27 protein-coding genes are annotated in these 26,264 nt (G+C 63.0%); 17 read left to right on the top strand and 10 right to left on the bottom strand.

Features of this window, described 5'->3' with window-relative positions; translation table 11 throughout:
* Positions 1–175 precede the first annotated feature (175 nt).
* Positions 176–553, top strand: a complete 378-nt coding sequence (locus G520_RS0106660; protein WP_028534973.1) for an oxidoreductase — start codon at positions 176–178, stop codon at positions 551–553.
* A gap of 27 nt (positions 554–580) precedes the next feature.
* On the opposite strand, the gene G520_RS0106655 is transcribed toward G520_RS0106660, so the two are convergent.
* Positions 581–1,297 carry a UTRA domain-containing protein gene (locus G520_RS0106655; RefSeq protein ID WP_051229158.1) on the bottom strand — a complete coding sequence of 239 codons (717 nt, stop codon included), beginning with the start codon at positions 1,295–1,297 and terminating at the stop codon, positions 581–583.
* 217 nt (positions 1,298–1,514) lie between these two features.
* Between G520_RS0106655 and G520_RS0106650 the strand changes: the two genes are divergently transcribed.
* The 6 genes from G520_RS0106650 to G520_RS0106625 are packed head-to-tail and all read left to right on the top strand — an operon-like array spanning position 1,515 to position 6,688.
* The gene (locus tag G520_RS0106650) at positions 1,515–2,564 is read left to right on the top strand and encodes an ABC transporter substrate-binding protein (protein WP_028534971.1); all 1,050 of its coding nucleotides are present in this window, start codon (positions 1,515–1,517) and stop codon (positions 2,562–2,564) included.
* A 7-nt stretch (positions 2,565–2,571) separates the two neighbouring features.
* On the top strand, positions 2,572–3,384 hold the full coding sequence (locus G520_RS0106645; protein WP_211222777.1) for an alkaline phosphatase family protein: 813 nt from the start codon (positions 2,572–2,574) through the stop codon (positions 3,382–3,384).
* Positions 3,378–4,259, top strand: coding sequence for an ABC transporter permease (locus G520_RS0106640; RefSeq protein WP_028534969.1), 882 nt, complete (start codon positions 3,378–3,380; stop codon positions 4,257–4,259). Before G520_RS0106645 ends, G520_RS0106640 begins: the two co-directional genes overlap by 7 nt.
* Positions 4,249–5,034, top strand: a complete 786-nt coding sequence (locus tag G520_RS0106635) for an ABC transporter permease (RefSeq protein WP_036665586.1) — start codon at positions 4,249–4,251, stop codon at positions 5,032–5,034. The genes G520_RS0106640 and G520_RS0106635 overlap by 11 nt, the downstream gene beginning before the upstream one ends.
* The gene (locus G520_RS0106630) at positions 5,031–6,035 is read left to right on the top strand and encodes an ABC transporter ATP-binding protein (protein WP_028534967.1); all 1,005 of its coding nucleotides are present in this window, start codon (positions 5,031–5,033) and stop codon (positions 6,033–6,035) included. Before G520_RS0106635 ends, G520_RS0106630 begins: the two co-directional genes overlap by 4 nt.
* Entirely contained in the window at positions 6,035–6,688 is a 654-nt protein-coding gene (locus tag G520_RS0106625) for an HAD family hydrolase (RefSeq protein ID WP_028534966.1), read from the top strand. Before G520_RS0106630 ends, G520_RS0106625 begins: the two co-directional genes overlap by 1 nt.
* Positions 6,689–6,694: 6 nt before the next feature.
* On the opposite strand, the gene G520_RS0106620 is transcribed toward G520_RS0106625, so the two are convergent.
* Positions 6,695–7,597 carry a LysR family transcriptional regulator gene (locus G520_RS0106620; RefSeq protein WP_028534965.1) on the bottom strand — a complete coding sequence of 301 codons (903 nt, stop codon included), beginning with the start codon at positions 7,595–7,597 and terminating at the stop codon, positions 6,695–6,697.
* A 100-nt stretch (positions 7,598–7,697) separates the two neighbouring features.
* Here G520_RS0106620 and nfsB point away from each other — a divergent pair, with 100 nt between their 5' ends.
* Entirely contained in the window at positions 7,698–8,342 is a 645-nt protein-coding gene (gene nfsB, locus G520_RS0106615; protein ID WP_028534964.1) for an oxygen-insensitive NAD(P)H nitroreductase, read from the top strand.
* A gap of 58 nt (positions 8,343–8,400) precedes the next feature.
* Here nfsB and G520_RS0106610 read toward each other — a convergent pair whose 3' ends face one another.
* On the bottom strand, positions 8,401–8,829 hold the full coding sequence (locus G520_RS0106610; RefSeq protein ID WP_028534963.1) for a GNAT family N-acetyltransferase: 429 nt from the start codon (positions 8,827–8,829) through the stop codon (positions 8,401–8,403).
* 67 nt (positions 8,830–8,896) lie between these two features.
* Entirely contained in the window at positions 8,897–9,037 is a 141-nt protein-coding gene (locus G520_RS24855) for a hypothetical protein (RefSeq protein ID WP_156876896.1), read from the bottom strand.
* A gap of 105 nt (positions 9,038–9,142) precedes the next feature.
* Here G520_RS24855 and pdxR point away from each other — a divergent pair, with 105 nt between their 5' ends.
* The 6 genes from pdxR to G520_RS0106580 all read left to right on the top strand — a co-directional run bounded on the left by pdxR (position 9,143) and on the right by G520_RS0106580 (position 14,507).
* The gene (pdxR, locus tag G520_RS25675; protein WP_084637507.1) at positions 9,143–10,657 is read left to right on the top strand and encodes a MocR-like pyridoxine biosynthesis transcription factor PdxR; all 1,515 of its coding nucleotides are present in this window, start codon (positions 9,143–9,145) and stop codon (positions 10,655–10,657) included.
* A 119-nt stretch (positions 10,658–10,776) separates the two neighbouring features.
* Positions 10,777–11,148 carry a hypothetical protein gene (locus tag G520_RS21850; protein WP_036665583.1) on the top strand — a complete coding sequence of 124 codons (372 nt, stop codon included), beginning with the start codon at positions 10,777–10,779 and terminating at the stop codon, positions 11,146–11,148.
* Positions 11,149–11,356: 208 nt separating this feature from the next.
* Positions 11,357–11,761 carry a response regulator transcription factor gene (locus tag G520_RS21845; RefSeq protein WP_051229155.1) on the top strand — a complete coding sequence of 135 codons (405 nt, stop codon included), beginning with the start codon at positions 11,357–11,359 and terminating at the stop codon, positions 11,759–11,761.
* On the top strand, positions 11,745–12,368 hold the full coding sequence (locus G520_RS0106590) for a chemotaxis protein CheC (RefSeq protein ID WP_028534962.1): 624 nt from the start codon (positions 11,745–11,747) through the stop codon (positions 12,366–12,368). The genes G520_RS21845 and G520_RS0106590 overlap by 17 nt, the downstream gene beginning before the upstream one ends.
* Positions 12,369–12,427: 59 nt before the next feature.
* Positions 12,428–13,414: a sensor domain-containing diguanylate cyclase gene (locus G520_RS0106585; protein WP_028534961.1), complete on the top strand. Its 987-nt coding sequence runs from the start codon at positions 12,428–12,430 to the stop codon at positions 13,412–13,414.
* Between the two features lie 91 nt (positions 13,415–13,505).
* Positions 13,506–14,507 (top strand): LLM class flavin-dependent oxidoreductase, encoded by a 1,002-nt coding sequence (locus G520_RS0106580; protein ID WP_028534960.1) that lies wholly within the window; start codon positions 13,506–13,508, stop codon positions 14,505–14,507.
* Here the strand turns inward: G520_RS0106580 and G520_RS21840 are convergent.
* The 3 genes from G520_RS21840 to G520_RS24850 form a co-directional block, all read right to left on the bottom strand.
* Positions 14,504–16,249, bottom strand: coding sequence for a diguanylate cyclase domain-containing protein (locus tag G520_RS21840; RefSeq protein WP_051229153.1), 1,746 nt, complete (start codon positions 16,247–16,249; stop codon positions 14,504–14,506). The genes G520_RS0106580 and G520_RS21840 overlap by 4 nt on opposite strands.
* A 2-nt stretch (positions 16,250–16,251) precedes the next feature.
* Positions 16,252–17,298, bottom strand: a complete 1,047-nt coding sequence (locus G520_RS0106570) for an extracellular solute-binding protein (RefSeq protein WP_246542704.1) — start codon at positions 17,296–17,298, stop codon at positions 16,252–16,254.
* A gap of 163 nt (positions 17,299–17,461) precedes the next feature.
* Positions 17,462–17,635 (bottom strand): hypothetical protein, encoded by a 174-nt coding sequence (locus tag G520_RS24850; protein WP_156876894.1) that lies wholly within the window; start codon positions 17,633–17,635, stop codon positions 17,462–17,464.
* 211 nt (positions 17,636–17,846) lie between these two features.
* Here G520_RS24850 and G520_RS0106560 point away from each other — a divergent pair, with 211 nt between their 5' ends.
* Complete coding sequence (locus G520_RS0106560) at positions 17,847–19,712, top strand: M3 family metallopeptidase (protein ID WP_028534958.1); 1,866 nt, start codon at positions 17,847–17,849, stop codon at positions 19,710–19,712.
* A gap of 47 nt (positions 19,713–19,759) precedes the next feature.
* Here G520_RS0106560 and G520_RS0106555 read toward each other — a convergent pair whose 3' ends face one another.
* Positions 19,760–20,884, bottom strand: coding sequence for a porin (locus tag G520_RS0106555; RefSeq protein ID WP_028534957.1), 1,125 nt, complete (start codon positions 20,882–20,884; stop codon positions 19,760–19,762).
* An 827-nt stretch (positions 20,885–21,711) separates the two neighbouring features.
* On the opposite strand from G520_RS0106555, the gene G520_RS21835 reads away from it, so the two are divergent.
* Positions 21,712–23,187 (top strand): alkaline phosphatase family protein, encoded by a 1,476-nt coding sequence (locus tag G520_RS21835; protein ID WP_051229151.1) that lies wholly within the window; start codon positions 21,712–21,714, stop codon positions 23,185–23,187.
* Positions 23,188–23,225: 38 nt separating this feature from the next.
* Here G520_RS21835 and G520_RS0106540 read toward each other — a convergent pair whose 3' ends face one another.
* Entirely contained in the window at positions 23,226–24,398 is a 1,173-nt protein-coding gene (locus tag G520_RS0106540) for a M20 aminoacylase family protein (protein WP_028534955.1), read from the bottom strand.
* Between the two features lie 191 nt (positions 24,399–24,589).
* On the opposite strand from G520_RS0106540, the gene G520_RS21830 reads away from it, so the two are divergent.
* Positions 24,590–25,378, top strand: coding sequence for a substrate-binding periplasmic protein (locus G520_RS21830; RefSeq protein ID WP_051229149.1), 789 nt, complete (start codon positions 24,590–24,592; stop codon positions 25,376–25,378).
* A gap of 59 nt (positions 25,379–25,437) precedes the next feature.
* Here G520_RS21830 and G520_RS0106530 read toward each other — a convergent pair whose 3' ends face one another.
* Positions 25,438–25,653 (bottom strand): hypothetical protein, encoded by a 216-nt coding sequence (locus tag G520_RS0106530; protein WP_156876892.1) that lies wholly within the window; start codon positions 25,651–25,653, stop codon positions 25,438–25,440.
* Between the last annotated feature and the right edge of the window lie 611 nt (positions 25,654–26,264).

The following is a 26,264-nucleotide window of genomic DNA, read 5'->3' as shown; positions in this document are numbered from 1 at the left end:
TGAATCAATACTTTATCGCGGTGCAAGGTATTTTTGTGGCGTGGATTTGTCTGATTTGTCGAAGATATGACAGAGTCTTGTCCTGGCGCAAACGGAGCTTGAGTGTGCAGTACACCGGACCGCATGATTTCTGTAAGCTATGACGTACAAATAAAACTATGGAAGGATAACGATCATGAATGGATTCCGCATTGCGGTCATTGGGGCAGGCGAAACCGGTACGCCGCTGCTGAAGCAACTGCTGGCCGCCGATTTTGTCACCGTGCTGGGCGTTGCCGATCTCGATCTCGCCATGCCGGGCATCGCGCTCGCGCGCGAATACGGCGTCAAGGTGACCGACGATTTCATGGAGATCGCGCGGATGGGCCGGGAGGTGGATGTGATCATCGATGTCACCGGCGCGCCCAAGGTGCGGGACGCCTTGCGCAAATACATGGTGGAAACGGGGAACGAGCACACGCTGATCATGCATGAGTGCATCGCGCTGCTGCTGATGTCGCTGTCTGCCGGCACGCTGGTGAGCGGCAAGCACGGATCGAGCGATTACCACTGAACCCTGCCGCTGCGGCGCGCCGGAAGCTTACCCGGGGCGGCTGTCTACCGAAATCCGCACGGCGTCGTGTCGCCAGTATTCATGGTCGGAATCGATGATGGCGCCGTGCTGATCGTAGTTGACACGCGAAACCAGCAGGATGGGGCTGCCCTCGCCCAGTGTGAGCGCTTGCGCGACTTCGCCGCTGGCAGCGGTGGATACGATGTCGAAGCGCGAGCGGCCGTAGTGGATGTCGTAGTGTTGCTGATAGATCCCGGTCAGCGACTGCGAGAGATCGAGTTCGAGAATCCCGGGGAAGCGCTCGGGCTTGAGGTGGTGTTCGACGAACATCACCACGCGCCCGTCCAGGCTGCGCACGCGGCGGATCTGGAACAGACGCGACAGCGCAGGCAACTCGAGTTCCTGGCACAGGGACGGTGCCGCGACGATGTTGCGCACCGACAGCACGCGCGTGCTTGCCTGCCGCTGCTGGCGTTCGACCATTTCATGAAAGTGCGAACGGTAGAGCGGGTTGTATACCAGCCGCGGCGGCGCGACGAACCAGCCGCGGCGGTCTTCGCAATAGATGCGACCTTCCGCCTCCAGCGACTGCAAGGCTTCCTTGATTGTGATGCGGGTGGTGCCGAACAACTCGCTCAATTCGCGTTCCGATGGCAGCTTCATGCCGGACTGCAGCAAACCGCTATTGATCTGAGACGTCAGGGCGAGCCTGATCTGCGCCGTCTGGGTTGTGGTTCGTTCCATTATGCTCACTTGGAATAGTCCAAATTGAATCGTTGTTGAAATTTATACCAATATTTCATTACGAGATTACTACAATATTCATTTATTCTAAATTATAGGGTGCTCCTGGCCTTTCAGACAGAAAATAAACAAAATATCATCGGTTTGTCATGTAATTGTCATCTTGCAGCCCTAGGATCGGCGCATCACAACTGACCTAGTCCAGAGGATGACGAGTATGAAGACACTGATATCGCGGATCGTGGCTGCCTCCCTTTTCCTGTGCGCCGTGCCGAGCCATGCGCAGTCGCTAGACAGCTTGATTCAGGCCGCCCGGGCCGAGGGCGTGGTCAATAGCGTCGGCATGCCCGACGACTGGGCCGACTGGAAAGACACCTGGGCGCAGTTGCAGCAAAAATACGGCCTAAAACACCAGGATACCGATATGAGCTCGGCGCAGGAAATCGCCAAGTTCGACGCGGAAAAAAGCAATGCCAGCGCCGATATCGGCGATGTCGGCCATGCCTTCGGCCCGATCGCCGTTCAGAAAGGCGTGACCCAGGCCTACAAGCCGTCGACCTGGAACCAGATCCCGGCCTGGGCCAAGGATAGCGACGGTCACTGGGCTCTGGCCTATACCGGCACCATCGCCTTCATCATCAACAAGCAGCTGGTCAAGAATGCACCGCATTCGTGGGCCGACTTGCTCAAAGGCAAATACAAGGTGACGCTCGGCGATGTCGGCGTGGCCTCGCAAGCCAATAGCGGCGTACTTGCAGCCGCCTTCGCCCTCGGCGGCAACGAGAAAAACCTGAAGCCGGCGCTCGATTTCTTCGCCAAGCTCGCACAGCAGAAACGTCTGTCGCTGAACGATCCCAATATCGCCAACCTGGAAAAAGGCGAAGTCGAAGTCGGCGTGTTGTGGGACTTCAACGCGCTTAGCTATCGCGACAAAATCGATCGCAGCCGCTTCCTGGTCGTGATCCCCAGCGATGGCACCGTCGTCTCCGGCTACTCCACCGTCATCAATAAATACGCCAAGCACCCGAATGCCGCCAAGCTGGCGCGCGAGTATATTTTCAGCGATGCCGGCCAGATCAATCTGGCGCGCGGCTATGCCCGTCCCATCCGCTCCGCCGTCAAGTTGCCGGCCGACGTTCAGGCCAAGCTGCTGCCGCTCGCACAGTACAAATCGGCCAAGCCCATCCATGACTTCGCCGCCTGGGAGGCCAGCACCAAGCAACTGCCGCGTGCATGGCAGGAACAGGTCATGGTCAACGTGCAGTAAAGGAACCATGATGCCCAGCAAGGTCATTCTTGTCTTGATCGATGGCCTGGCGTGGCAGGTGGCTCATGATGGCATGGGCTACCTGCAGGGGCTGTGCGAGGCTGGCCGGGCCAGCCTGCACTGTCTCGACAGCGCGCTACCTTCCTTGTCGCGCCCACTGTACGAATGCATCCTGACCGGCGCGACGCCGGTCGAGAGCGGGATCGTCAATAACGGGGTCGCACGCCTGTCCACCCAGCAGAGCGTGTTCCACCTCGCGCGCGATGCCGGCCTGGTCACCGCCGCCGCCGCTTATCACTGGATCAGCGAACTCTACAACCGTACTCCGTATCTCGCCGTCCGCGACCGTTTTACCGACGATGCATCCCTGCCGATCCGCCACGGCGTTTTCTATCACGACGACAGCTATCCGGACGAGCATCTGTTGCTGGATGCGGAAATGCTGCGCCGTCGCCACGATCCGGATTTTCTGTTCATCCATCCGATGAATGTGGATGACGCCGGTCACCGCCACGGCTACGACAGCCCGCAGTATCGCAATGCCGCGCGCCGCATCGATACGCAGTTGGCGACGTATCTGGATGTCTGGATGGAACTCGGCTATCAGGTGATCGTGACCAGCGACCACGGTATGAATAACGATAAGACTCATGGCGGTGTGTTGCCGGAAGAGCGGCAGGTGCCCTTGTTCGCGCTAGGCGACCGCTTCCGCCATGACGGAGCCGCCGCGCCCTTGCAGACACAGATCTGCGGCATCGTCGCCGATCTGCTGGGACTGCGGCATGGAAAGGCCAATAATCGGGAGATACTGGCATGCTGAATGCTCTGACTCCGGCCGCTGCCGCGGCAGCCGGGCGTCCGCGCCGCCCTTTTCGCCACTGGCGCTCGGCGCTGCTGCTTGTGCCATTCTGCGTGTTGCTCGCCTTGTTCTGCCTGGCTCCGCTGGGCTGGGTCGTGCTGCACAGCGTGCAGGGCGACGACGGCCCTGGCTTCGGCCACTTCCGCGAGATCCTGGCCTCGCCCTTCTATCGGCTCGCCTTTATCAACAGCCTGTATATCTCGCTCTGGTCGAGCGGCTGCGGGCTGCTGATTGCGCTGATCGGCGCGGCTTCGCTGCGACGGGTGCCGGGGCGGCTGCGCAATGCCGTGGTCGCTTTTACCAATATGACCAGCAATCTGGCCGGCGTCCCGCTGGCATTTGCCTTTGTCATCGTGATCGGAACCAATGGCGCGCTGACCTTGCTGTTGCGGCAGTGGGGCTGGATAGATGATTTCCATCTCTATTCCAAAGGCGGTTTGTGCCTGATCTATACCTATTTTCAGATTCCGCTCGGCGTGCTGCTGCTGTATCCGGCTTTTGACGCACTCGACGACGACTGGCAGCAAGCCTCGGCCCTGCTCGGTGCGCGCCTGTGGCAATACTGGTGGCATGTGGCCTTGCCCGTGATCGCGCCGGCGATATTCGGCACTTTCATCCTGCTGTTCGCCAATGCGATGGGCGCCTATGCGAGTGCCTATGCGTTGACCACAGGCAACTTCAATCTGATCACCGTGCGCATCGCCAGTCTGGTATCGGGCGACATCTTTCTCGAGCCCGATCTCGCAGCGGCGCTGTCGGTGCTGCTGACGCTGCTGCTGGTGCTGGTGTGTACGGTCAATCAGATGCTGCTGAAAAGGAGTTATCGTGCGCGCTGACCTTTACCATCGGCTGGTCGTCGCCGCGCTGGTCGCCTTGCTGGCGGTGCCGGTGTTGGCTACGCTGGCTTATTCGCTGGCCGGCAACTGGGGCGCCACGATTCTGCCCGATAGCTTCTCGGTGCGCTGGTATCTTCAGCTGTGGCACGATCCGCGCTTTCTGAGCGCTTTCGGCCACTCGCTGCTCATCAGCGTGGCGACTCTGCTGCTGAGCACGCTGGTCATCGTTCCGGCCGTCTTTGTCGTGTTCTATCGTTTTCCCGCGCTCGATCGCACGATGAATCTGCTGATTCTGCTGCCATTTGCCGTGCCGCCGGTCGTATCCTCGGTCGGCCTGCTGCAACTGTATGCGGACGGCCCGCTGCCCTTGGTCGGAACGCCGTGGATTCTGATCGGCTGCTATTTCACCATTGCGCTGCCTTTCATGTATCGCACGCTGGCCGACAGCTTGCGCGGCATGAATCTGCACGACCTGATGGATGCCGCCCACCTGCTGGGCGCGAGCACGCCGCGCGCCTTCTTGCTGGTGGTGGCGCCGAATCTGAGGACCGGATTGATGGCCTCTTTATTCCTGTCGTTTTCCTTCTTGCTCGGCGAGTTCGTGTTCGCCAACATTCTGGTCGGTACGCGCTACGAAACCCTGCAGGTCTATCTGTATAGCGTGCGCATGACCAGCGGCCATTTTACCAGCGCCATCGTCATGAGCTACTTCGTCTTCACCCTTGTCCTGACATGGTTTGCCACCCGTCTCGGCAAGCAGGAGTCCCAAGCATGAGTTATGTCAATGTGACCGGTCTGGCCAGACGTTTTGGCGGCACCACCGTCTTCGAAAATGTCGGATTTTCCTTGGACAAGGGCGAATTCGTCACCCTGCTCGGGCCTTCCGGCTGCGGCAAATCGACCCTGCTGCGTTGTCTTGCCGGCTTGAGCCGACCCGATGCCGGGCGCATCGTGGTCGCCGGCGATGACATTACCGATAGCGTGCCGCAGCGCCGTGGCATCGGCATGGTCTTCCAGAACTATGCCCTGTTTCCGACAATGACCGTCGCGGCGAACATCGGCTTCGGCCTGCGCATGCAGCGCCTGCCTGCCGACGACATCGAGCGCAAGCTGGCCACGGTCATCGATCTGGTCGAATTGCGCGGCAAAGAGTCGCACTATCCGCATCAGCTCTCCGGCGGCCAGCGCCAGCGCGTGGCACTCGCGCGGGCGCTGGTGGTGGAGCCGCGCATCCTGCTTCTGGATGAGCCTCTCTCCGCGCTCGATGCGCGGATCCGCGCGAACCTGCGCGAGCAGATCCGCGATATTCAACGCAGGCTCGATCTGACCACCCTGTTCGTGACCCACGATCAGGAAGAAGCCATGATTCTGTCGGATCGGATTTTCGTGATGGACAAGGGCAAGATCGTGCAGGCCGATGCGGCGGAAACGGTCTACACCCAACCGGCCACCGAATTTGTCGCCCGCTTCATGGGAAGCTGCAATCTGCTCGACGCCGCGGCCTGCACCCGTCTGTTCGGCCATGGCATAGACGGCCATCTGGCGATCCGGCCGGAGTCGATCGAGTTGCTCGCCGCCGCCGAGGCCGGCGCCGACGATCTGCCCGCGACCATCCGTCAGCATCAGTTGTTGGGCAATGTCATCCGCTATCAGGTGGAAAGCCGGGGCACGGTCTTGCTGGTCGATCGTCTGAATCGCGGGCGGGATGACTTGCTGCCGCGTGGGAGCGAGGTCGGACTGCGCATTCGGCGCGAAGACATGCGGGAGGTCGGCTGATGGCTCTGGCGATTTTCGATCTCGACGATACCCTGATCGATGGCGATAGTGCGAGCTTGTGGCTGCGTTTTCTGGTGCGCGAGGGGCATGCGCCGGCGGACATGCTGCCGCGCGAAGCGGCGATGATGGATGCCTATCGCGCCGGTCGGCTCGACATGGAATCCTATATGGATTTCACACTCCATCCCTTGCGCGGACGGCTTGTCGACGAGGTCGCCGGCTGGGTGCGGCAGTACGTCGCCAGCGAGGTCGCTCCGCTGGTGTTCCCCGCCGCGCGCGCGGCGCTGGAAGACTATCGCGTTCAGGGGCGTCGCCGGCTGGTGATTTCGGCCACCGGCGAGCACCTGGTCGGCCCGATTGCCAGCCACCTCGGCGTCGCCGACTTTCTGGCGATAGAACTCGGACAGAGCGCAGGCCGCTACGACGGTACGACCGTGGGCGTGCTGACCTACCAGCATGGCAAGACGATCCGCCTTGCCTCCTGGCTCGAGCAGAACGGCGAGAGCTTGCAGGATAGCCACGGGTATAGCGATTCGGTCAACGATGTTCCGCTGCTCGATGCCGTCGCCAGCGGTTTCGTGGTCAATCCGGATGCGCGGCTCAGTGCCGTCGCCGCCGAGCGGGGCTGGCCGCGTCTGGATTGGCAACGCTGAGTCGGCTCAGGGCTCGACCCCCGTCAGCAAGCGCTCGAAACGGTACTCGACCAAAAAATCCAGCAGTGCGAGCAGCGCCGCCGACGGGTGGCGGCGACTGGGATAAATCGCATAGTAGATATTGTCGAGCGGCGGGCAGCTTTCGAGCACGGTGTGCAGCCTGCCCGTCATCAGGTCGTCGCGGCACAAGTAGAGGGGCAGCATGGCGATACCCTCGCCGGCCAGTGCCAGCGAGCGAAGGTAGCCGAGATTGTTGGCCAGATGCGTGGGAGCCGCCGGGGTGAGGGGGTAGATGCCGCCGTCGTGCCTGAGTGGCCACTGCAGCGAGCCGTCGTGCACCAGCAGCGCATGCTGCGCGAGCGCTTCCGGCGTGGATGGCATGCCCTGGCGCGACAGATAGTCGGGGGCGGCGACCAGAAGCCTGCGCACGGGGCCGAGCCGGCGCGAAACGAAGCTGGAATCGGCCATGCGGCCGGCGCGCAGCGCAAGGTCGATGCGCTCGGCGACCAGATCGAGTTGCTCGTCGGCCAGGATGCACGTCACGGTGACCTGGGGGTGGCGTCGGCGAAACTGCGCGAGCAGCTGCGGCAGCAGGACCCGTCCCGACGCTTCAGGCGCCGTCAGGCGCAAATTTCCGGCCGGCGTGCCGCTCAGTCTCGACAAGGCGGCATCGGCGGCCTGCCCGGTTTCGACGATGCGGCGGCAGAAGCCCAGATAGAGTTGCCCGGCCTCGGTCAGGCTGAGCTTGCGGGTGGTGCGATGCAGCAGCCGCAGCTTCAAGCCCTGTTCCAGCTCGGCCACGCGCTGGCTGACGGTGGATTTCGGCAATCCGAGCTGACGTGCGGCGCCGGTGAAGCTGCCGTTGTCGACAACGGCAGCGAAAATGGACATGGCGTCGAGTTTGCTCATGATTGTCTGCACTGGCGGATAGTCTGTTCGGATTATTTGACTTTATCATGCTTATCGGCCTGGCTTACACTAGGGCACTAAATCTACTGGAGATGCCGTCATGGAATTGTCCCGCCTGGTCAAGCAACGCTATACCACCAAGGCCTTCGACCCCGATCGCACCTTGAGCGCCGAACAGGTCTCCGAGCTGAAGACCCTGCTGCAATTCAGCCCGTCGTCGACCAACTCGCAGCCGTGGCATTTCGTGCTCGCCGGCAGCGAAGAAGGTCGCGCGCGGATCGCGCAGTCGACCCAGGAATACAACGCTGCCAAGATCCGCAACGCTTCGCATGTGGTGGTGCTGTGCACCCGCGCCACGTTGGACGAGGCGCATCTGCAGGCGGTGCTCGCCCAGGAAGAGCGCGACGGACGCTTTGCCAATGCCGAGGCCAAGCAGGGCCAGCATACCGGCCGCAGTTTCTACGCCAATATGCACCGCTTCGAAATGAAAGATGCGCAGCACTGGATGGAAAAACAGGTCTACCTGGCTCTGGGCACCTTGCTGCTGGGGGCGAGCGTGCTGAATATCGACGCCTGCCCGATCGAAGGATTCGATCCGACCATCCTCAATCAGGTGCTCGGGCTGCGCGAAAAGGGCTATACCGCCTCGGTGATCGTGGCCCTCGGCTACCATGCCGAAAGCGATTTCAACAAGCATCTGCCCAAGTCGCGCCTGCCGCAGGACGCGATTTTCACCGAAATCTGAGCCTGCGTCGCACTGCCGGAACAGCCCGCCCGTGCGGGCTGTTTTCATTGCGGCCGGATCAGCCGGCGTGCAGGGGTTTTTGCAGGAACAGTCGCGAGAAGCCGGGGGGATAATCTTCCAGCTCGGCAAAGCAGGAGTAGCCCAGACGCTCGTAAAACCCGCGCGCCTGGAACGAGAACGTGTCGAGCCAGGCGGCGCGACAGCCGCGGGCAATGGCCTCTTCCTCCGCTTGCGCGAGCAAGCGTGTCCCTATGCCCCTGCCGCGCAGGGATTCCGGCACCACCAGCAGGCGCGTGAATAGCCAGCCGTAGCCGGTTTCGCCCCACAGTCCGCCGGTTACGGTGCCGGTATCGTCCTTGAGTGCAACGATGAGCGGACGGTGGGCGCTCGCTCCCGCTTGCGCGACGTTATATGACCGCAGCGCGGAGAGAATGGCTTCGCGGACCGCGTCGTCGGCCTCATCTGTCAGGCTCAGCGTGTAGTTCATGCTTCATCTCCCGGGCCGGTGTCTGCCCGTTTCGAGTGTATCACTTCGTCATGAAGGCGGTGAGGGCTCAGCGGCGCCGGTCGCGCCAGCTTTCCATTGCCGCCACTTCGTCCCGCAGACTCTCGCGTGCGTGGCGGGTCATCCCCATCCACCAGGCGTGCGACAGGCGGACGGCGAGTCGGCTCAGGAGACGGGATAGTCGTTGCATGGGGCTTCCTCGCTGGGTTTTGACTGGATAGAGACCTCAGCGTAAGCTGGATGTGGTACAGCGAGAAGTTCCACTATGGTTGATTTTCATAGGACCACTTAAACCATGCGGATAGTGAAGACACCGGATTTCCCCTTGCTCGACTCGCCCGGCCAGACGCCTCTGACGCGGCAGGATCAGGTCTACCGCAGCCTGCGCCACGCGGTGGCTCAGGGCTTGCTCGCGCGCGGCATGCAGGTGCCGTCGACGCGGGAGCTGGCTGCGCGCTGGGGCTTGTCGCGCGGAACGGTCGAGCAAGCCTACGAGCGCTTGGTGATCGAAGGGTATCTGGTGCGCAGGCGCGGGGCGGGAACCTTCGTCGCCGTCAGCCTGCCCGAGCATTTTCTGCTGCCCGACACGCCGTGCCGGATACCGCGCACGGCGGCGCTGCCCGCGGGCAAGCCGCTGCCCGAACCGGCCGAACAGTCGTACTGCGGCAGCACCCTGCGCGCGGGCCAGGCCTTTGCCTCGCCGCTGGCCGATCCGGCCCTGCTCGACAGGGATGTGTGGCGACGCCATCTGATCGCTGCGACACGCTCGATCCGCATCGGCGATATGCACCAGATGAGTGGCGGCGGGCTGGAGGCCCTGCGCGAGGCCATTGCCGCGTACGTCAAGAGCATGCGCGGAATCGACTGCCGGGCCGAGGACATCGTGGTGACGACCGGCATCCGCCAGTCGCTGAGCATCATTTCGTCCATGCTGCGTGCGCCGGCCAACGTGATTCACGTCGAAGATCCGAGCTATGTGCTCGGCCGGCGCGTGTTCGAGTCGCGCCACCTCGATGTGCGGCCCACCCCGATGGATGGCGAGGGCCTGCGCGTCGACTTGCTGGCACCCAGCGGCGTGGCGGCCGTCTACCTGACCCCCGCCCATCAGGCTCCGACCGGGGTGACCATGAGCGCCGCGCGCCGCGCCGCCGTACTCGAGTGGGCGCGGGCCTGCGGCGCCCTGATCGTCGAGGACGATTACGATAGCGATTACAGCTATCTGAAATCGCCGCCGCCGGCGCTCAAGTCGAGCGATGTCCACGATCAGGTCGTGTTCTGCGGCAGCTTCAACAAGGTGCTGTACAGCTCCTTGCGCATCGGCTTCATGATACCGCCGCGCTCGTGGCGCGACGATATCGTGCGCCAGCTGAACGCGACCGGCGCCGAACCCGGTCTGATCGAGCAGCAGGCGATGGCATCGATGATCGCGAGTGGGGATATCTACAGTCATATCCGCCAGAGCCGGCGCGTCTACGAACGTCGGCGCAACATCGTGCTGTCGGCCTTGTCGCGCTGGCTGGACAAGCCGCGCTTGTCGGGCGAGCACGGCGGATTCCGCTTTTTGCTGTGGTTGCCGCCTGGGCTGGACGATCGTGCCGTATCGCGCGAACTCGAGGGCCTGGGCATCGCGGTACCGCCCTTGTCCGACTACGCTAGCCTGGAGGGTGTCGGCCCGGGCCTGGTGATTGCCTATGCTTCGGTGCCGGACGAGGTTTTGCGCGATGCGGCCGAGCGTCTGGGACACTATCTGGCTACCCGGCTCGGACTGGGTTCGGCCGTCGCGCGGACACAACGATTGCCATGCGTTTAGAGTGTTATCACCGTCTCATTTTCAATCAAATAAGTTGAAAAAAGGCTAAAGACTTGTCTCCTCTTGCCGATATACTGATTGAGACCCAGAATGGATTGGGACAGGAGAAGGAGGCGGCAATGGAGATCAACAGCACAAGCCCTACGGCGGGCAGCCCGCTGCAAAATGCCACTGCGGCGCGCACGACCCCGGCAACCGTTCCACCCGCCCCGCCGATAACCGGAGCGGCCGCGAGTTCTGTCGTGTCGCTCAGCGATGCCGGCAAGGCGGCGGCCAAGGCAGACTCGACCGATACCGGCACCGACGGCGACAAAAGCCCGTCGGGGGTGAAGGCTTTCGCCTACGGTACGCTCGGCCTGGGCCAGCCGAAATCGGAAGACGAAGCCAAGGCCGAGCCTCCGGCCGATGAGCATACCGAGAGCTACTATACCGCCGGCCGGCTGCTCGCCGCCGCCGTTACGGTCGGGACCCTCATTTCGATGGTCGCCTGAGTCGTTCGCTGCATTTCCTGCGCCGCCCCATCCGGGCGGCGCTGTTGTTTCCGCGCCGCGCCCGTCCTTTCCCCCTTGCTGCATCCGGTTTGCGTTCTCTGCTGTGTGAATGCGCCACAATTGCCTATATTGTCTGCATCCGGTAGCGGGACGCGCCGGCCGTGCGGCCAGGGTTCCGCTCCGTTCATGCCGTCGCGTGGAGGCTGGGATGGTGGCGCCAAAAACCGTGCTTGTGGTTGACGACAGTCGCGTGGCCAGAATGATGCTGCGCCATTATATCCAGGCCAGTTGCCCGGATTGGCTGGTGTTCGAGTCCGAGAGCGGCGAGCAGGCCATCGCCGACCTGGAGGATGTCGAACCCGATGTGGTCGCGATGGACATCAATATGAAGGGCATGTCCGGACTCGATGCCGCAGAGGAAATCCGCCGCCTCTACCCGCACATATGGGTCGTGCTGATCACGGCCAATATTCAGGAAAGCAGCCGGCAGCGTGCGGCGGACATGGGAGCGCGCTTTTTGCCCAAGCCGGTGACTCAGGCCTCGGTCGCGGCAATGCTGGATGAGTGTATGCTCTGCACCGGCCCCGGGAGGAGCGATGATCGCGTTCAATGACTTCGAGCGCGATGCCCTGAGCGAAGTGTTCAACATCGGGGTCGGGCATGCGGCGGCGACGCTGAGTCTGATGTTGGGCGAGCCCATCCAGCTCGCCGTGCCGACCGTCCGGCTGATCGCGCGCCATGCCGCCTCGGCGGCGCTCGCGCCGATGGCCGGTTCCCGCGTCTGTGCCGTACGACAGCGCTTCAGCGGCGAGATCACCGCCGACGCCTTGTTGATTTTTCCCGAAAGCAACGGTCTGGAGCTGGTCCGCGCGATGGTGCGCCAGATGGATGGCGATGGGCTTGCGCTGTCGGCGTTCGGCGAAATGGAACAGGAAGCGGTCAGCGAAATCGGCAATATCGTGCTCAACGCCGTGATGTCTACTCTCTGCGACATGTTGGGTGCCTCCTTCTTCGGCTCGCTGCCGGAATTGCAAATCGGATCCTGCGACGCGATTTTCGGGACGGGGGGGGATGGGGCCGGGCAATGCATGCTGATGTTGCATATCTCTTTCGGCATCGAACGGGTGGAGGTACGCGGCTTCCTGGCTTTCATCCTCGACCTGCCGGCGCTCGACATCCTGAAGAAAAGCGTCGCGCGCCTTGTCCCCGGCTCGGCCTAGCCGAATGCGGCGGGATGCACGGGACTCATGGTGTGTTGCGATGAGGAGGGCGGGTCACGATGAAAAGCTCGGCTCTGCTGCCGCTCAATCAACCCGATTTCATCGGCTGGATTCTCGATGTACTGCACCTGGGATTGATCATCCTCGACGATGAAGGACGCGTGCTGGCGATGAACCGATGGTTTGGACAACGCGTCGCCATCGACGTCGGTGCGGCCTGCGACCGGCTCCTGACCGATGTCTTTCCCGAACTGCGCGGCGGCAGGCTGGAGCAGGCGATCGGTGCCGCCGTCAAGACCCGCTGCGCCTCGCTGTTGTCGCAGGCGCTGAATCCCTCCCCATTCCCCTTGTATCCGCCGGCGTCCGATGCCGGCGAGGGGCGGGAGAGAATCCGGCAGGCCATCCAGGTGCTCCCCAAGGTCTCGGCCGACGGCACCACGCTGGTGGTGATCCAGATCGACGATGTATCGGCAGCGGTCCGGCGCGAGACTTTGCTGCGTCGCCAGGCGGGGCAACTGCATCAGCTGGCCTATCTCGATGGCTTGACCGGAATCGCCAACCGTCGCCGTTTCGGCGAAGCCATGGCGCAGGAGCAGCAGCGCGCAAAGCGCTCGCGTCAGCCCTTGTCGCTGATTCTGTTCGATATCGACCAGTTCAAGGAGTTCAACGACAGCAATGGCCACCAGGAAGGCGACCGCTGCCTGATCCGGGTGGCCGAGGCGGCGCAATGCGCGGTCAAGCGTCCGGCGGACCTGCTCGCGCGCTACGGTGGCGAAGAGTTCGCGATCATTCTGCCCGAGACTGGGCATGACGGTGCCCTGGTCGTCGCAGAAGCGGTACGCAAGCGTGTGGAAGACATGGTCGTCACCTATGGCGGGGATCATCTGGCGCGCAAGGTGACCATCAGCCTCGGCGTCAGTTGCTGGTACCCTGATGGCGGACAGCCGATGGCAACGCTGTTCGCGCTGGCCGACCGTGCGCTGTACCGCTCCAAGAGCGGTGGTCGTAATCGCACGAGCGTGCTGCTGGCATCGGAAACCGATTGAGGCCGCGATCGACTTGCGCAGGAGGAAGGCGCGAGAGCAGGATGGTGCTGCCAGGGGCGCTTTCCGCCCCGCAAACCGATCCGGAGCGCGCATGAGCCGATTGAATGCCATTCCCTACTCCTTGCTCGACCTGGCGCCCATCGTCGAGGGCGGCACCGTGGCGCAGGCGCTGCGCAACACCACGCGCCTGGCGCAGCATGCCGAAGCCCTGGGCTTCACCCGCTACTGGCTGGCCGAGCACCACAATATCGCCGGCGTCGCCAGTGCGGCCACGGCGGTACTGATCGGGCAGGTCGCCGCGCAAACGGCGAGCATCCGCGTCGGCTCGGGCGGCATCATGCTGCCCAACCATGCTCCGTTAGTGGTCGCCGAGCAGTTCGGTACGCTGGAAGCCCTGTTTCCCGGCCGCATCGATCTCGGACTGGGGCGTGCCCCCGGCACCGATCCCCAGACCGCCCGCGCGCTGCGCCGCGACGCCTTCGGCGGCGACGCGTTTCCCGACCTGGTGGCGGAATTGCGCGCTTACCTGGCACCGGCCGATCCCGGGCGCAAGGTGCAGGCCATTCCCGGCACCGGCAGCGGCGTGCCGGTGTGGCTGCTGGGCTCCAGCCTGTACAGCGCCCATCTGGCTGCCGAGCTGGGCCTGCCCTATGCTTTTGCCGCCCACTTTGCCCCGGCGGCACTTCACGATGCGCTGGCGGTGTACCGCAGCGGTTTCCGCCCTTCGGCCGTCCTGGCCGCGCCGTACGCGATGGTCGGCGTCCCTTTCATCGCGGCCGACAGCGACGAGCGCGCCCGAATGCTGGCGACGACGATGTATCAAAAATTCCTCGGCCTGGTGCGCGGTCGGCCGCGCCCCATGTGCGCCCCGCTTGCGAGCATGGATGGCGCGTGGTTGCCGCACGAAGAGAGCGCGGTGCGGGCAATGCTGGCCTGCGCGGTCGTCGGCGGCCCGGCCGAAGTCCGGTCCGGCCTGCAGCGCTTGCTCGATTTCACCCTGGCTGACGAAATCATGATCACCTGCGATTGCTTCGAGTTCGAGGACAGGCTGCGCTCGTGCGAAATTCTGGCCGCCGCGATGCGCGAGGGCTAGCCCGGAAGGCCGGTTCTCTGCTCGGGAGGGGAATAGAGACGGGTGGCGTTGCGCCCGCTGGTCTTGACCTCGTACATGGCCTGGTCGGCATGTTGCACCAATTCTTCCGCCGTGCAGCCGTCGCGCGGAAACACGCTGATGCCGATGCTGCCGCCTATGGAGAGCGAACGTCCGCCCAGCATCATCGGCTCGCGCAGGCTGTCCAGAATCTTGTTCGCGATCGCCGGCAGATCCTTGTCGTCGCTGACGTCGCCGAGCAGGATGATGAATTCGTCGCCGCCAAGGCGGGCCACCAGGTCCTGTGCCCGCACCGTGTGCTGCAGACGCCGCGCCACGGTATGCAGCACCTGATCGCCCATCGCATGGCCGAACTCGTCGTTGACTTGCTTGAAGCAGTCGAGATCGACGAACAGGACGGCCAGCAGGCTTTGCCTACGCGACGCACTGTGGAGGGACTCCTCCAACTGCCGGAAAAACAGCGTGCGGTTGGGCAGGCCGCTCAACTGATCGTGGTGGGCGAGATAGGCCATTTCCTGCTGATGCTCGAGTAGTTCTGCCATATGCGACTGGATCTGATTACGCATCCGGTCGAAACAGCGCGCGAGAATGCCGATTTCGTCCATGCGTTTCAAGGGCAGCGCTTCCATTGCGCGCTCGCTGGAAAAGCGCGTGGCCGCGTGAGCCAGCATATTGAGCGGATGGGTGATCGCACGCGCGAAAACGACGGCCAGCACGATAGCCAGTGCGCTGAAAGCCAGCACCATGCGCACAATGCTTCTGCCCAGCGATTCGGCGCCGTCCAGCACCCCGGTCAGCGGCTGCGACAAACCCAGCACCACAAAATGATGCGGATCGGAGCTGCTGAAGGGCTCGCGTTCGAACGCCAGCACCAGCCCCGCCGCCTGCTGCGGCTCGTCCAGACCGTTAAGCACCGTGCTGCGCGCGCCTTTATCGAATAAGGGGCGGGTCGCGCGGAAACTGTCCTGCATGAAAAAGCGGCGGCCCTTGTCGAAACCGAATGTCAGCGCCGGATTGGGGTGGATCAGAAAGTCGCCCCATTTATTGGCCAGATAGAGTCCATAGTTTTTGGGTAGATCGGCTTTCAGCGTTGTGAGCAGACTGGCCAGATCGACGGTGATGACGAGGACGCCGAGGGCCGGACCGCGGGCCTCGTAAACGGGGGTCGCGACGCGCAAAATGGGCTTGTCCTGCGCCGAGTGGGTGCCGTTCTCGCGATTGATACTGATCCGCGACTGATAGGTGCGCCCCGGACCCAGGCGCAGTGTTTCGAATACATAGGGGAAATGCCCCTTTTCCTGCAACTGTTCACCCTCGACCCGGATCGGGCGCGAAGCGCTGCTGTCGACCCGGACCCGTTCCAGGCCGTTCTGGCCGGCGCCTATCAGCCGGATCTGCAGATAGGCGGGGTGAATTTTCATCATGGCGGCAAAGGCTTGCGCGAGCATGTTCTCCTCTCTCTGCCGTTCCTTGCCGCTCCCTGCGGCGGCAAGGCGTGGCGCGATCGGAAGCGAGGCCAGCAAGCGACTGTCGTCGCCGATGTCGGTCAGAGCGGCGGCGAAGCGCCGGTTCAGCAACTGTGTCGATGTCAGCAAATTGCGTTGCGCCGCTTCGACCAGCATGGACCGATTGGCCGTATAGGCGAAGAAGCCGGTCAGGCCCGAGGCCAGGATGCCGATTGCGGCCAGCAGAACCGCGAGTTTGACGGCGAGACCGGGGCGCATGCTCAAAATCTTTCCGGCCGGTCGCCAGAGACGATGCGGCGCCACAACGATTCGCGTTGCGCAATGTCCTCGACCGGTGCCAGCCAGACGATAGTGGCCGAGCTTTCCTGGGCCGAGGGGTGGCTTTGCGTATTGGCCAGACCCTGGCGCCGACTCAGCAGCGCGCCGACCCCGGGGTCCAGCATATAGTTGATCCAGGCGGTCGCCAGTGCGGGCCGGGGCGCCGTGCGCGTCATCGCCCAGCAATCGAGCCAGGCCAGCGCACCTTCGCGCGGCAGCACGTAGCCGACGTCGGCGCCAGCCTGGCGCAACTGTGCCAGTTGCTGCGTGCCGTAATTGGCGAATAGCAGGGCGACCTTATGTTCCATGAAAAGCTCGGTCGCCTCTTCCGGCAAGGTGTAATAGGTCAGAATATTGCGCCGCAGTGCGACCAGGCGTCTGGTGACGTGTTTCATCTGCTCGCGGTCGAGACGAAAGGGGTGCGCAATGCCGAGACCGAGGGCGGTGAACGAAAAATTGTGCGCGGCACTGTTGAATGCCAGCACCTTGTGCCGGTAGCGCGGATTCCATAGCACGTTCATCGATTGCGGCGGCGTACGGAATTGCCTGCGGTCGTAGATCAGCCCCATCGTCGAGTAAGTGTAGGGTACCGCGTAGATCCTGCCGTCATGCACGAGCCCCGGAATGGTCGCCAGTGCCTGAAAGCGCGGCGATTGCCTGCGGGTATTGGGCAGCGCCGCCAGATCCAGAGGCGCCAGCAGACCCGCCGCGACGTAGCGCGCGATTTCGACGGTATTGGCTGCAACGACATCGAAACGCTGATCCTGCGGCGAGTGGAGCCTGCTCCACAGGACCTCGTCCGAGTCGACATAGGTGACTTCGACCTTCGCTTGGTAGCGTTGTTCAAACCTTGCGACCACGTCGGGGTCGGCATAGCCCGGCCACGCCAGTACCCGCAAGGTTTCCAGACCGAGCACAGGCCGCATCGCGAAAAAGAAGCTGACCAGCAAGCCGCAACGCAGAAGGTTCTTACGTTTTGTTTGCCGCATGACGTTGTCGGGTCCACATAGTGTTGCCATTGCTCGATATCGCTCTGGTCTGAGTGCCAGCGCTGGTGGTCAGCGATAAGAGCAAGATTTCTCCTAGGTGCAAGAATAACCGATTGGGCTGCCAGAACAATCGTTGTGTGCAAGAGTAATACTTTTATCGTAGTCAATATTGCTTCAGTCCGGTGTCCGCCTGCGCGGCCGCCAGGCGTCCCGCGACAGGACGCACGGGCCGTGGCAGGAGGGCGGCAATAGCGGCGCGCGGTAAACGTAATCGAAGCAGACCCAGGGCCAGCAGGCTGGCGGCGGCAGAGCGGATCAGGGGGCGCGAAGTCTGCACGGCGGATCTCCCGCATGGCATTGAGGGCGACCGGGAAGCCGGCCGGGAAGACCGATCGGGGCCTTCCGTCGCTTCGTCGCACGGGCTTGCGGGGTTCTTGCCGCGCTGGCGAAAGCCATTGCCTGCCGTCCGCCCTTATCCGCGCACTGGCGCACCGCGGCGGCTGGCCTTACCATCTCGTCTTCTCTCTCATCCCTTGCAAAGGTGCGCCATGCTTTCGCCACGCGAGCTGTTCGAGCAACTGAACCGCGACTATCTGCTTGTGCACAAGACCAAGGAAGACCTGTTCTGGACCACCTATATGGCGACGTCGGACGATCACGCCGGCTTCAGCCGGGCGGAAACCGACTACAAGGCGTTCATCTCGAGTCCGCAACGGCTCAACGCCACCCGCGATGCGCTCGCGCGCCTGGCCGGCGAAGCGGACGACGAGGCTCGCCGCGCTCTCGAACACGGCCTGCGCGGCTGGCTGGCGCTGTTCGAGAGCAATATCATCGACAACGATGACGCCCGCGGGCTGATGGAAAAGCTGATCGGCATGGAGTCGGAACTGTTCTCGCGCAACCGGCAGCATGTGCTGCGCCATTTGAACGACAAGGGCGTCTGGGAAGACGCCACCCTGGGTATGCTGGCCACCAATCTGAGTACCGGCACCGATCCGGCGGCTCGCAAAAGCTCCTATGATGCGTTTCTCGAACAGGAGCAGTGGGTGCTGGACAACGGGTTTCTCGACATCGTGCGCCAGCGCAATGCCTTCGCCCGCGCCCAGGGCTACCGCGACTACTTCGACTACAAGGTGCAGAAGAACGAGCACATGACGCCGGAGGCCCTGTTTCGTATTCTGGACGATTTCGAACAACGCACCCGCGATGCCAACCGCGACGCCTTGGCGGCGCTGGCCGCACGCAAGGGCGAGGATGCGCTGCTGCCCTATAATCTGCGTTTTCACATGAGCGGCGATGTGAGCCGGCAACTCGATCCCTATCTGCCGTTCGCGCAAGCCGTCGAACGCTGGGTGCACAGCTTCCGCCGGCTCGGCATCGAATATCGTGGAGCCGTGCTGCAACTGGACCTGCTGGAACGCAAGGGCAAATATCAGAACGGGTTCTGCCACGGCCCGGTGCCGTGTTTCTTCGATGCGGACGGCCGCTGGGTGGCGGCGCAGATCAACTTCACCTCGGGTGCCAAACCGGATCAGGTCGGCAGCGGCGCCCGTGCGATCAACACCCTGTTTCACGAAGGCGGCCACGCCGCGCACTTTGCCAATGTCACCCAGAATTCGCCGTGCTTTTCGCAGGAATTCGCTCCGACATCGATGGCGTATGCCGAGACCCAGTCCATGTTCTGCGACAGCCTGCTCGGCGATGCCGACTGGCTCAAGCGTTATGCGCGCAACCGTGCCGGGGAAGCGGTGCCGGACAGCCTGATTCGTGCGCAGATCGAGGTCGAGCAACCGTTCCGCGCGTTCATGGAGCGGATGTTGCTGGTCGTCGGTTATTTCGAGGCCGGGCTCTACCGGCTGGACGATGGCGACTTGACCCCGCAGACCGTGCTCGCGCTCGCGCGCGCGACCGAAGTTCGCCTGTTGGGGGTGGCCAGCCCGCGGCCCTTGCTGGCGATACCGCATTTGCTGAATCAGGAATCGGCGGCCTCCTATCATGGCTACTTGCTGGCCAATATGGCGGTGTATCAGACCCGCGCCCATTTCATGCGCCACGACGGCTATCTATGCGACAACCCCTCCATCGGCCCGCAACTCGCTCGCCATTACTGGGGGCCGGGCAATGGCGCGAGCCACAACGCGACGTTGCTGAGTCTGACCGGAGAGCCGTTCAATGCCCGCTATCTGGCCGACGAGTGCAACCGCAGCGTCGAGGACGCCTGGGCGGCAGCGCAAGAGCGGATGCGCGCTGCCGCCGCGCGCGGCGACCGGCCTGCGCCGCGCGCCGACCTCAACGCCCATATCCGGCTCGTGCATGGCGATGAGCTGATCGCCGACAATAGCGCCGGCGATGAGGCGATGTGCCGCCGTTTCGAAAGCTGGGTTGCGCAGCGTTACCCCGAGAGTATCGACTAAGCGCACGCGGCCCCGCCGGCCGGCGGGGCCGCGTGCGACCGGTGCGCTCAGAAGCGCTTGGCGAGTGCGATGCTGAAGGTGGTTTCGTTGGCGACGCCGTTGCCGCCCCAGTTCACGAAGCCATAGGACGCATACAGCGTGGTTTGCCTGGACAGGGTATAGGTCGTGCCGAGCACATACTGGGTGTAACCGGTCTTGGCCACGTCCGAGCCGCCGATGTTCAGATCATAGCCCTTGGTCAACTCGATATACGGCAGAAAGGCGCCGATGTTGTAGCCGAAGGTCAGCACCGCTTCCTTCGCTTTGACCTCCTGGGTGGAGTCGGCATTGCTCAAGGTCTGTCCGCTGGCTTTGATGCGGGCATTCAGCGCATTGATGTTGTACGCCACCCCCGGGCTGTCGACATAACTGCCGCCGCTGACGCCCAGGTAACCGCTTACGCTCTGCCAGCCGAGCACCAGATAGATCGGGTTGACGATATAGCCGGACTCGAGCCGCCACCAGTTCTTGACGGCGCCGTTCTGGGCCGAACTGTTGACCTGCCTGGCATCGCCCTTGGCTTCGTAGTTCAACTTGCCGAAAAAGCCCGACTGCGCGTAGCTCAGCCCCAGATCCACGGTCTGGTTATTGGTGCGTTGTCCGGCGCTATCCAGGGCGCGGGTTTCGTCGGCGCCCCAGACCGTGGTGAAGCTGAAGCCGCCCCAGTTGGGGCTGTCGTAGCGGATGGCGTTGTTGATGCGTCCATCCAGCCGGGTCGAATAGATCTGTCCGGCGACGCGGCTGTAGGACGCCGGGTCGATATATTCCATGTCCAGGTTGGCGTAGTCCGACAGCTTGCCCAGCCGCAGTTTGCCGTAATCACTTTGCAATCCGACAAAGCTGTCGCGGCTGGCGAAGGTGTCGCTGCCGCTGCCGTCGACATGGATGCGGCTTTCCACCTGCCAGATCGCATTCACGCCATTGCCTAGCGTTTCCGTTCCCTTGAAACCGATATTGGACGTGTTGTCGTTGACCTGCCAGTTGCTTTGCGGGGCGGCGCTGCCGGTCGTCGACGTATAGCTTCTGACGGCGGACAGGTTGCCGGCGATTTTGCCGTAAATCGTGACGCCGTCATCGGCCAGGGCCAGTGCCGGCAAGGATGCCAGCGCGAGCGAGATCAGTTTTTTATTCATCGTTTTCACAGTGTCAAAAATGGGCGGGTTCTCATTCCGGATCGTAGGGCGATCCTTGTCTGACGGTCGCCTCATGCTCTGACCGGGCGACCGCTTGCCTATCTATACGGGGTTGTGCAACAGCGGTGAAATATTGAAAAAATATTAAGATATTCTGTCAACGGCAGCCTGCCGGGCGCGGGGGCTTTTGACCGCCGTGTCGCGGCAGCCGCCGGCGACACGGCCCGAGCGGAGCCGGCCGGCATGCCGTCGCTCAGTCCTGTCTCAGGGCCGGGGTGGCCGCACGAGACCGCGCCTGCCAGTGCGCGGGGGGCTGCGGAAGGGGGCCGCTGACCGGTAGTGGAAAGCCGGCGCGTCATGCGCGATGAAGCCGACGCGGCCAAGGGCGGCGGGAGCGAGGGCGATGATCGCTTACCCCGTGCGATGGCATGCCGCGCCAGCAGCTGCATCCCAAGGGGGGAGTGCGCGATGCCGCCCCCGCAGCGACAGCAGAAACAAGCCCGGGCCGTACCCGCGCCGAGCCCCTTGCGGCGGTCGGCGGCCATGACGGCAGCCCTGTTCCACTGGCGCTTCCCGTCAGCGCTGGCCGAGAGGTGCTGCGCCATGGCCGCCGGATGGGACGCGCGCCGGGTCGGTCGCGGGGTGTGAACCCTGCACCCGCCCGCGTGTCCGAATCAATGGCTTCGGGCCGTAATCGTCCAGCCCGCGTGCGCCGGTGCGGCGTCGTCAATCTGTCACCAGCGTGTGCTGTAGTAAGAACGTGCAGTTCGTCCTTAAAGCACCGGCTGCCCGTCCGGGCAGCCCCCTTCCTTTCGAGGAGAGTTACGATGGCCAATCAGCTGCAATCGATCAAGCACATTGTTCAACTGATGCTGGAGAACCGCTCTTTCGACCAGATGCTCGGTTTTCTGTATGCCGACAGTCAGAACCTGTCCCCTCGCGGGCACGATTTCGACGGACTGACCGGCAACGAAAGCAATCCTGACAACGCCGGGCGTCCGGTCAAGGTCTTCCCCATCACGCCGGATACCCCCCATGCCTACTTCATGCCCGGCGCCGATCCGGGCGAGGGATTCCTCAACACCAACATCCAGCTGTTCTCGAGCGAAAACCCCCCGCCCGGGGCCGTGGCCACCAATCAGGGTTTTGTAATCAACTTCGGCAACGCCATCGCCTACGATCAAGCGAAGGGTTACAAGGATTCGATTCCCGGTACCCGCGCGGACGACATCATGGGCATGTATACGCCGCAGATGTTGCCGGTCATGTCGGCGCTGGCGCGCGGCTATGCCGTGTGCGATCGCTGGTTCGCCTCGGTGCCGACCCAGACCATCCCCAACCGCGCGTTTGCCAGCGCCGGGACTTCGCAGGGGCACCTCGATAACCATGTCAAGGTTTTCACCTGTCCGAGCATCTTTGGGCGCCTGGAAAGCAAAGGGCTGGATTGGTCCATCTTCGGCTACAACCGCGAGCCGCTCACGCGCTCCGATTTTCCCGATACGCTGCACGCGGACGAATCCCACTTCGGCCATTTTCGCGATTTTCAGGCCCGCGCCGCCGCCGGTACCCTGGCAGCGTATACCTTTCTCGAGCCTGCCTTTTCGGCCGCAGGCAACAGCCAGCATCCCAACTATGACGTGGCCCTGGGCGAGCAACTGCTGCGCGATGTCTACTACACGCTGCGCAATGGTCCCGGCTGGAACGACACCTTGCTGCTGATCACCTATGACGAGCACGGCGGCAACTTCGACCATGTCGTCCCGCCGCAAAGCGCGACGCCGCCCGACGAACTGGCGGGAGAATTCGATAACTTCGATTTCAGGCGTTTCGGCGTCCGCATCCCCGCCCTGCTGATTTCGCCGCGCATCGAGGCCGGCACCGTGTACCGCGCTCCAAGCGGCGAGATCGACCATACCTCGGTGCTGAAAACGCTGCAGCAGCGGTGGGGACTGGAAGCGTTGACCGCCAGGGACAGGGCGGCTCCCGGCCTGGGGGACGTGCTGACGCTGGCGACACCGCGCGTGGACGATCCGCTGGCGGGCATCGCGGTCCCCCGCTCGGGTGACGCGCATCCCAATTTGCAGCAGCCGTCTGCGCTGGACCTCGTTCACGCCGGGCGCGTGGCGCGCCTGCCGGTCAGCAACGAACAGGGGACGTTCGATCATGAGCCGCCGCCGTTCGACAGCAGCGCGCAAGTGTCGGAGTACATCAAGGCGCGTACGGCAGCGTGGAAACAGCACCGTAGCCATCGTCAGTCCATGACGCTGGCCGCCTCGCCGGCGACCACGGCGGACTCGAAATGAGCGCGCGGGGCGACGTCCGGCGCCGCCCCGCGCGCGGTTCAAGCGGGCAGGAAGGCTTCGACCAGTTTGACCCAGTAGCTGGCGCCCGGCGCCAGACAGGCATCGTTGAAATCGTAGCCCGGGTTATGCACCATGCAGTTCCCTTCGCCATCGCCATTGCCGAGCAGTAAATAGCAGCCTGCGCATTGCTCGAGGAAGTAGGCGAAGTCTTCGCTGCCCGCCAGTGGCTGCAGCCCGGCGATCAGCCCGTCCTCGCCCAGCCAGTCCAGTGCCACCTGGCGCGCAAACGCGGTCTGCTCGGCATGGTTGATCAAGGGCGGATACGAATCGAACACCTCGACCTCGGCGCGCACGCCAAAACTGGCGGCCTGCCCCTGCGTCAGCTCGCGGATCCGCTGCAACAGCAGCGCACGCACGTCGGGCTTCATCGCACGTACGGTCAGCCGCAGCTCGGCACTGTCCGGCACGACGTTGGAGGCATCCCCGGCCAGCAACGCGCCGACGGTCACCACTCCGGTTTCGAACGGATGGACGTTGCGCGATACGATGGTCTGCAAGGCCATCACCAGCGCCGCGCTGGCGACGACAGGGTCGGCCGTCTTGTGCGGCATCGCACCGTGTCCGCCTTTGCCGGTCAGGATAATGCGCACCTCGTCTGCAGATGCCATGCACGGCCCCGCCAGAAAACCGAACTTGCCGGCCGGGTAGCCCGGCATATTGTGCAAGGCGAATACCGCATCGCACGGAAACTCGCGCAGCAGGCCTTCGCGCAACATGCGCTCTGCGCCGCCGCCGCCTTCTTCGGCCGGCTGAAAAATCAGATGCAAGGTGCCGTCGAAGTTCGCGTGCTGCGCCAGATAGCGGGCGGCGGCCAGCAGGATCGCGGTATGGCCGTCATGACCGCAGGCATGCATCTTGCCGGCATGCCGGCTCGCATAAGGCAGGCCGGTCCGCTCATGAATCGGCAGCGCATCCATATCGGCACGCAGGCCGATGGATTTGCCGCCGTTGCCGCGGCGCAGGGTGCCGACGACTCCGGTTCCGCCCAGGCCGCGGCGGACCTGGTAGCCGAGGGCCGTCAATTGGTCGCTGACCAGGTCGCTGGTGGCGGTCTCTTCGAAGCTCAGTTCGGGATGCGCGTGCAAGTGCCGGCGCAGGGCGATCATCTCTTGCTCGCTGGCACGTATGGCTGGCAATACCGGATCAGACACGTTGGGACTCCTTGCATGAGTAAATCGGCGGCGCCGTTGTCATTCGAACCATGCTAGCCTGCGCCGGCGAAGCCGCACAAGTGCCGCGGCGGCAGGTCTGAGGCAGGCCGTCGCCGGATATTAGTTAGTGCCATCGCAAAGAGCGTGCATCATAATGTAAAAAAATCACAGTAAATCGGAGTAGGGGTGCAATGAGAATTTCGGGCCGGCTTGCCGCCATCGCACTGATCCTGGCGAGTATTCCTGCCCTTGCGGCGGACGCCCCGCTGCTGCTGGCCACGCTGGAATTTCCACCTTATATCAGCGATACCGGACAAGGCGCGCAGGGGCTGGCGGTGAGCATCGTCAAAGCCGTTTTTACCCGTATCGGCACGCCGGTACGGATCGTGTTCTACCCGATCACGCGCGGACAGTCCCTGGTGCTGAGCGGCGATGTCGATGGTTTTTTCAGCATAAAGAAAACACCGGAGCGGGAACAGGGCATGCTGTTTCCGCAGGAAGCGCTGTTCCGCCAGGATTTCGTGTTTTTCGTGCGCAAGAACTCGTCCTGGCATTTTGACGGCAATCTCGATTCGATCGCCGCTGCTCGCATTGGCGTGGTCGGCAAGACCTCGTATGGCGAACGCTTCGACAGCGCGGTCAAGGCCGGGCGCTTCCGGCTGCTCGATACCGCTGTCAGCCATGAGATGAACTTTCGCAAGCTGCTCGCCGGGCGGGTCGATGCCGTGATCTGCAGCCGCCTGGTCGGACTCTATTTCCTCAGAATCCTCAATGCCGCCGATGCGGTGAATATAAGCGGCCCTACGGTCGACACCACTTCCAGCTATCTGGCCTTCACCCGCAAAAAGGACTTCACCCAGCTCGCGCGACGTTTCGATCAGGCGCTGGATGACATGGAGCATGATGGGACTCTGGAGCGTTTGTCGACGGTTTACCAGTCGGCGCAGAGGCTAGCGGAACCCGGCGGGAAAGGTCATTGAAGGCGGGGTCGGTGCCGGGTCCGGGGTGGGTAGCAAGGTGATTTTAACCTATCAAAATCCTATTGAAATATTGTCTTGTTTCTTGTTTCTTGTTTTTCAATGGGTTGCTCCGCCTGCTTGAAGCGGCGTTTCACTCTGATGATAAATGCTGCAATGCGCTCGCCGGACAAGTCGATGTCGAGATATCCAGTCGCCCGGGCTGACTCGGCATTCCCTGTGCCGGCGTCGCGGTGACGACGAGTGTCCATCCGCCGCCGCTGATCCGGCGATTTCATCGCCCCCGCGCGATGGATGACATCGTGGCTGACGAGCCCTCTTGGCTTCGGTTCGAGCGCTTGCCTGGCGGTTTCAGGTATCCGGAGGAAAGGCCGTGCCGGCGGGGCGGGGTTTGAAGCTCCGCGACGGTCGAGCCAGGCACCGAGGGGGTCAATAATTTATCGAAAACCTATCAAAATATACGTTATTGCTTGTTATTCAACAGCTTGCCAGTATGTGGCAGCCGCCGCTTGCCGGGCGAGCAGCGGCCCCTGTTTTCTGAACCTTCAATGTCGGACCGGCTTCGTGCGACATATCGTCCACGCACTGTGGATGACATCGAAGCTGTGAGTCTCCTGGCACTCCGCTCGAGTGCAGCCCGGGCGCGCAGCGCTTTCTCGTCTCCGGCTGGAAGGGCATTGCAGGCGGGGCGGGTTTTGAGGCTCAGCTACGGGGGAGCCTTACACTGAGGTGGTCGCTAAGCTATCATAACTATATCAAAATAAAAAATATCGATTGTTATTCAATGACTTGCTGCGCGTGGCAACCGCCGTTTTCCGGCCGCCAGCGCTCCCTGTGCTCTGAACCTTCAATGCCGACGACACGGTGTCGATGAGCGTCGCGCGTGTAG

The sequence above is a fragment of the Paludibacterium yongneupense DSM 18731 genome (assembly GCF_000422925.1).
Taxonomy (GTDB): Bacteria; Pseudomonadota; Gammaproteobacteria; order Burkholderiales; family Chromobacteriaceae; genus Paludibacterium; species Paludibacterium yongneupense.
This window is presented reverse-complemented; position numbering and strand designations above follow the sequence as displayed.

Excerpts from the sequence above, each read along its gene's own strand:
- G520_RS0106660 (WP_028534973.1), top strand. The coding sequence starts at position 176 with ATGAATGGATTCCGCATTGCGGTCATTGGGGCAGGCGAAACCGGTACG.
- G520_RS0106655 (WP_051229158.1), bottom strand. The coding sequence starts at position 1,297 with ATGGAACGAACCACAACCCAGACGGCGCAGATCAGGCTCGCCCTGACG.
- G520_RS0106650 (WP_028534971.1), top strand. The coding sequence starts at position 1,515 with ATGAAGACACTGATATCGCGGATCGTGGCTGCCTCCCTTTTCCTGTGC.
- G520_RS0106645 (WP_211222777.1), top strand. The coding sequence starts at position 2,572 with ATGATGCCCAGCAAGGTCATTCTTGTCTTGATCGATGGCCTGGCGTGG.
- G520_RS0106640 (WP_028534969.1), top strand. The coding sequence starts at position 3,378 with ATGCTGAATGCTCTGACTCCGGCCGCTGCCGCGGCAGCCGGGCGTCCG.
- G520_RS0106630 (WP_028534967.1), top strand. The coding sequence starts at position 5,031 with ATGAGTTATGTCAATGTGACCGGTCTGGCCAGACGTTTTGGCGGCACC.
- G520_RS0106625 (WP_028534966.1), top strand. The coding sequence starts at position 6,035 with ATGGCTCTGGCGATTTTCGATCTCGACGATACCCTGATCGATGGCGAT.
- G520_RS0106620 (WP_028534965.1), bottom strand. The coding sequence starts at position 7,597 with ATGAGCAAACTCGACGCCATGTCCATTTTCGCTGCCGTTGTCGACAAC.
- nfsB (WP_028534964.1), top strand. The coding sequence starts at position 7,698 with ATGGAATTGTCCCGCCTGGTCAAGCAACGCTATACCACCAAGGCCTTC.
- G520_RS0106610 (WP_028534963.1), bottom strand. The coding sequence starts at position 8,829 with ATGAACTACACGCTGAGCCTGACAGATGAGGCCGACGACGCGGTCCGC.
- G520_RS24855 (WP_156876896.1), bottom strand. The coding sequence starts at position 9,037 with ATGCAACGACTATCCCGTCTCCTGAGCCGACTCGCCGTCCGCCTGTCG.
- pdxR (WP_084637507.1), top strand. The coding sequence starts at position 9,143 with ATGCGGATAGTGAAGACACCGGATTTCCCCTTGCTCGACTCGCCCGGC.
- G520_RS21850 (WP_036665583.1), top strand. The coding sequence starts at position 10,777 with ATGGAGATCAACAGCACAAGCCCTACGGCGGGCAGCCCGCTGCAAAAT.
- G520_RS21845 (WP_051229155.1), top strand. The coding sequence starts at position 11,357 with ATGGTGGCGCCAAAAACCGTGCTTGTGGTTGACGACAGTCGCGTGGCC.
- G520_RS0106590 (WP_028534962.1), top strand. The coding sequence starts at position 11,745 with ATGATCGCGTTCAATGACTTCGAGCGCGATGCCCTGAGCGAAGTGTTC.
- G520_RS0106585 (WP_028534961.1), top strand. The coding sequence starts at position 12,428 with ATGAAAAGCTCGGCTCTGCTGCCGCTCAATCAACCCGATTTCATCGGC.
- G520_RS0106580 (WP_028534960.1), top strand. The coding sequence starts at position 13,506 with ATGAGCCGATTGAATGCCATTCCCTACTCCTTGCTCGACCTGGCGCCC.
- G520_RS21840 (WP_051229153.1), bottom strand. The coding sequence starts at position 16,249 with ATGCGCCCCGGTCTCGCCGTCAAACTCGCGGTTCTGCTGGCCGCAATC.
- G520_RS0106570 (WP_246542704.1), bottom strand. The coding sequence starts at position 17,298 with ATGCGGCAAACAAAACGTAAGAACCTTCTGCGTTGCGGCTTGCTGGTC.
- G520_RS0106560 (WP_028534958.1), top strand. The coding sequence starts at position 17,847 with ATGCTTTCGCCACGCGAGCTGTTCGAGCAACTGAACCGCGACTATCTG.
- G520_RS0106555 (WP_028534957.1), bottom strand. The coding sequence starts at position 20,884 with ATGAATAAAAAACTGATCTCGCTCGCGCTGGCATCCTTGCCGGCACTG.
- G520_RS21835 (WP_051229151.1), top strand. The coding sequence starts at position 21,712 with ATGGCCAATCAGCTGCAATCGATCAAGCACATTGTTCAACTGATGCTG.
- G520_RS21830 (WP_051229149.1), top strand. The coding sequence starts at position 24,590 with ATGAGAATTTCGGGCCGGCTTGCCGCCATCGCACTGATCCTGGCGAGT.
- G520_RS0106530 (WP_156876892.1), bottom strand. The coding sequence starts at position 25,653 with ATGAAATCGCCGGATCAGCGGCGGCGGATGGACACTCGTCGTCACCGC.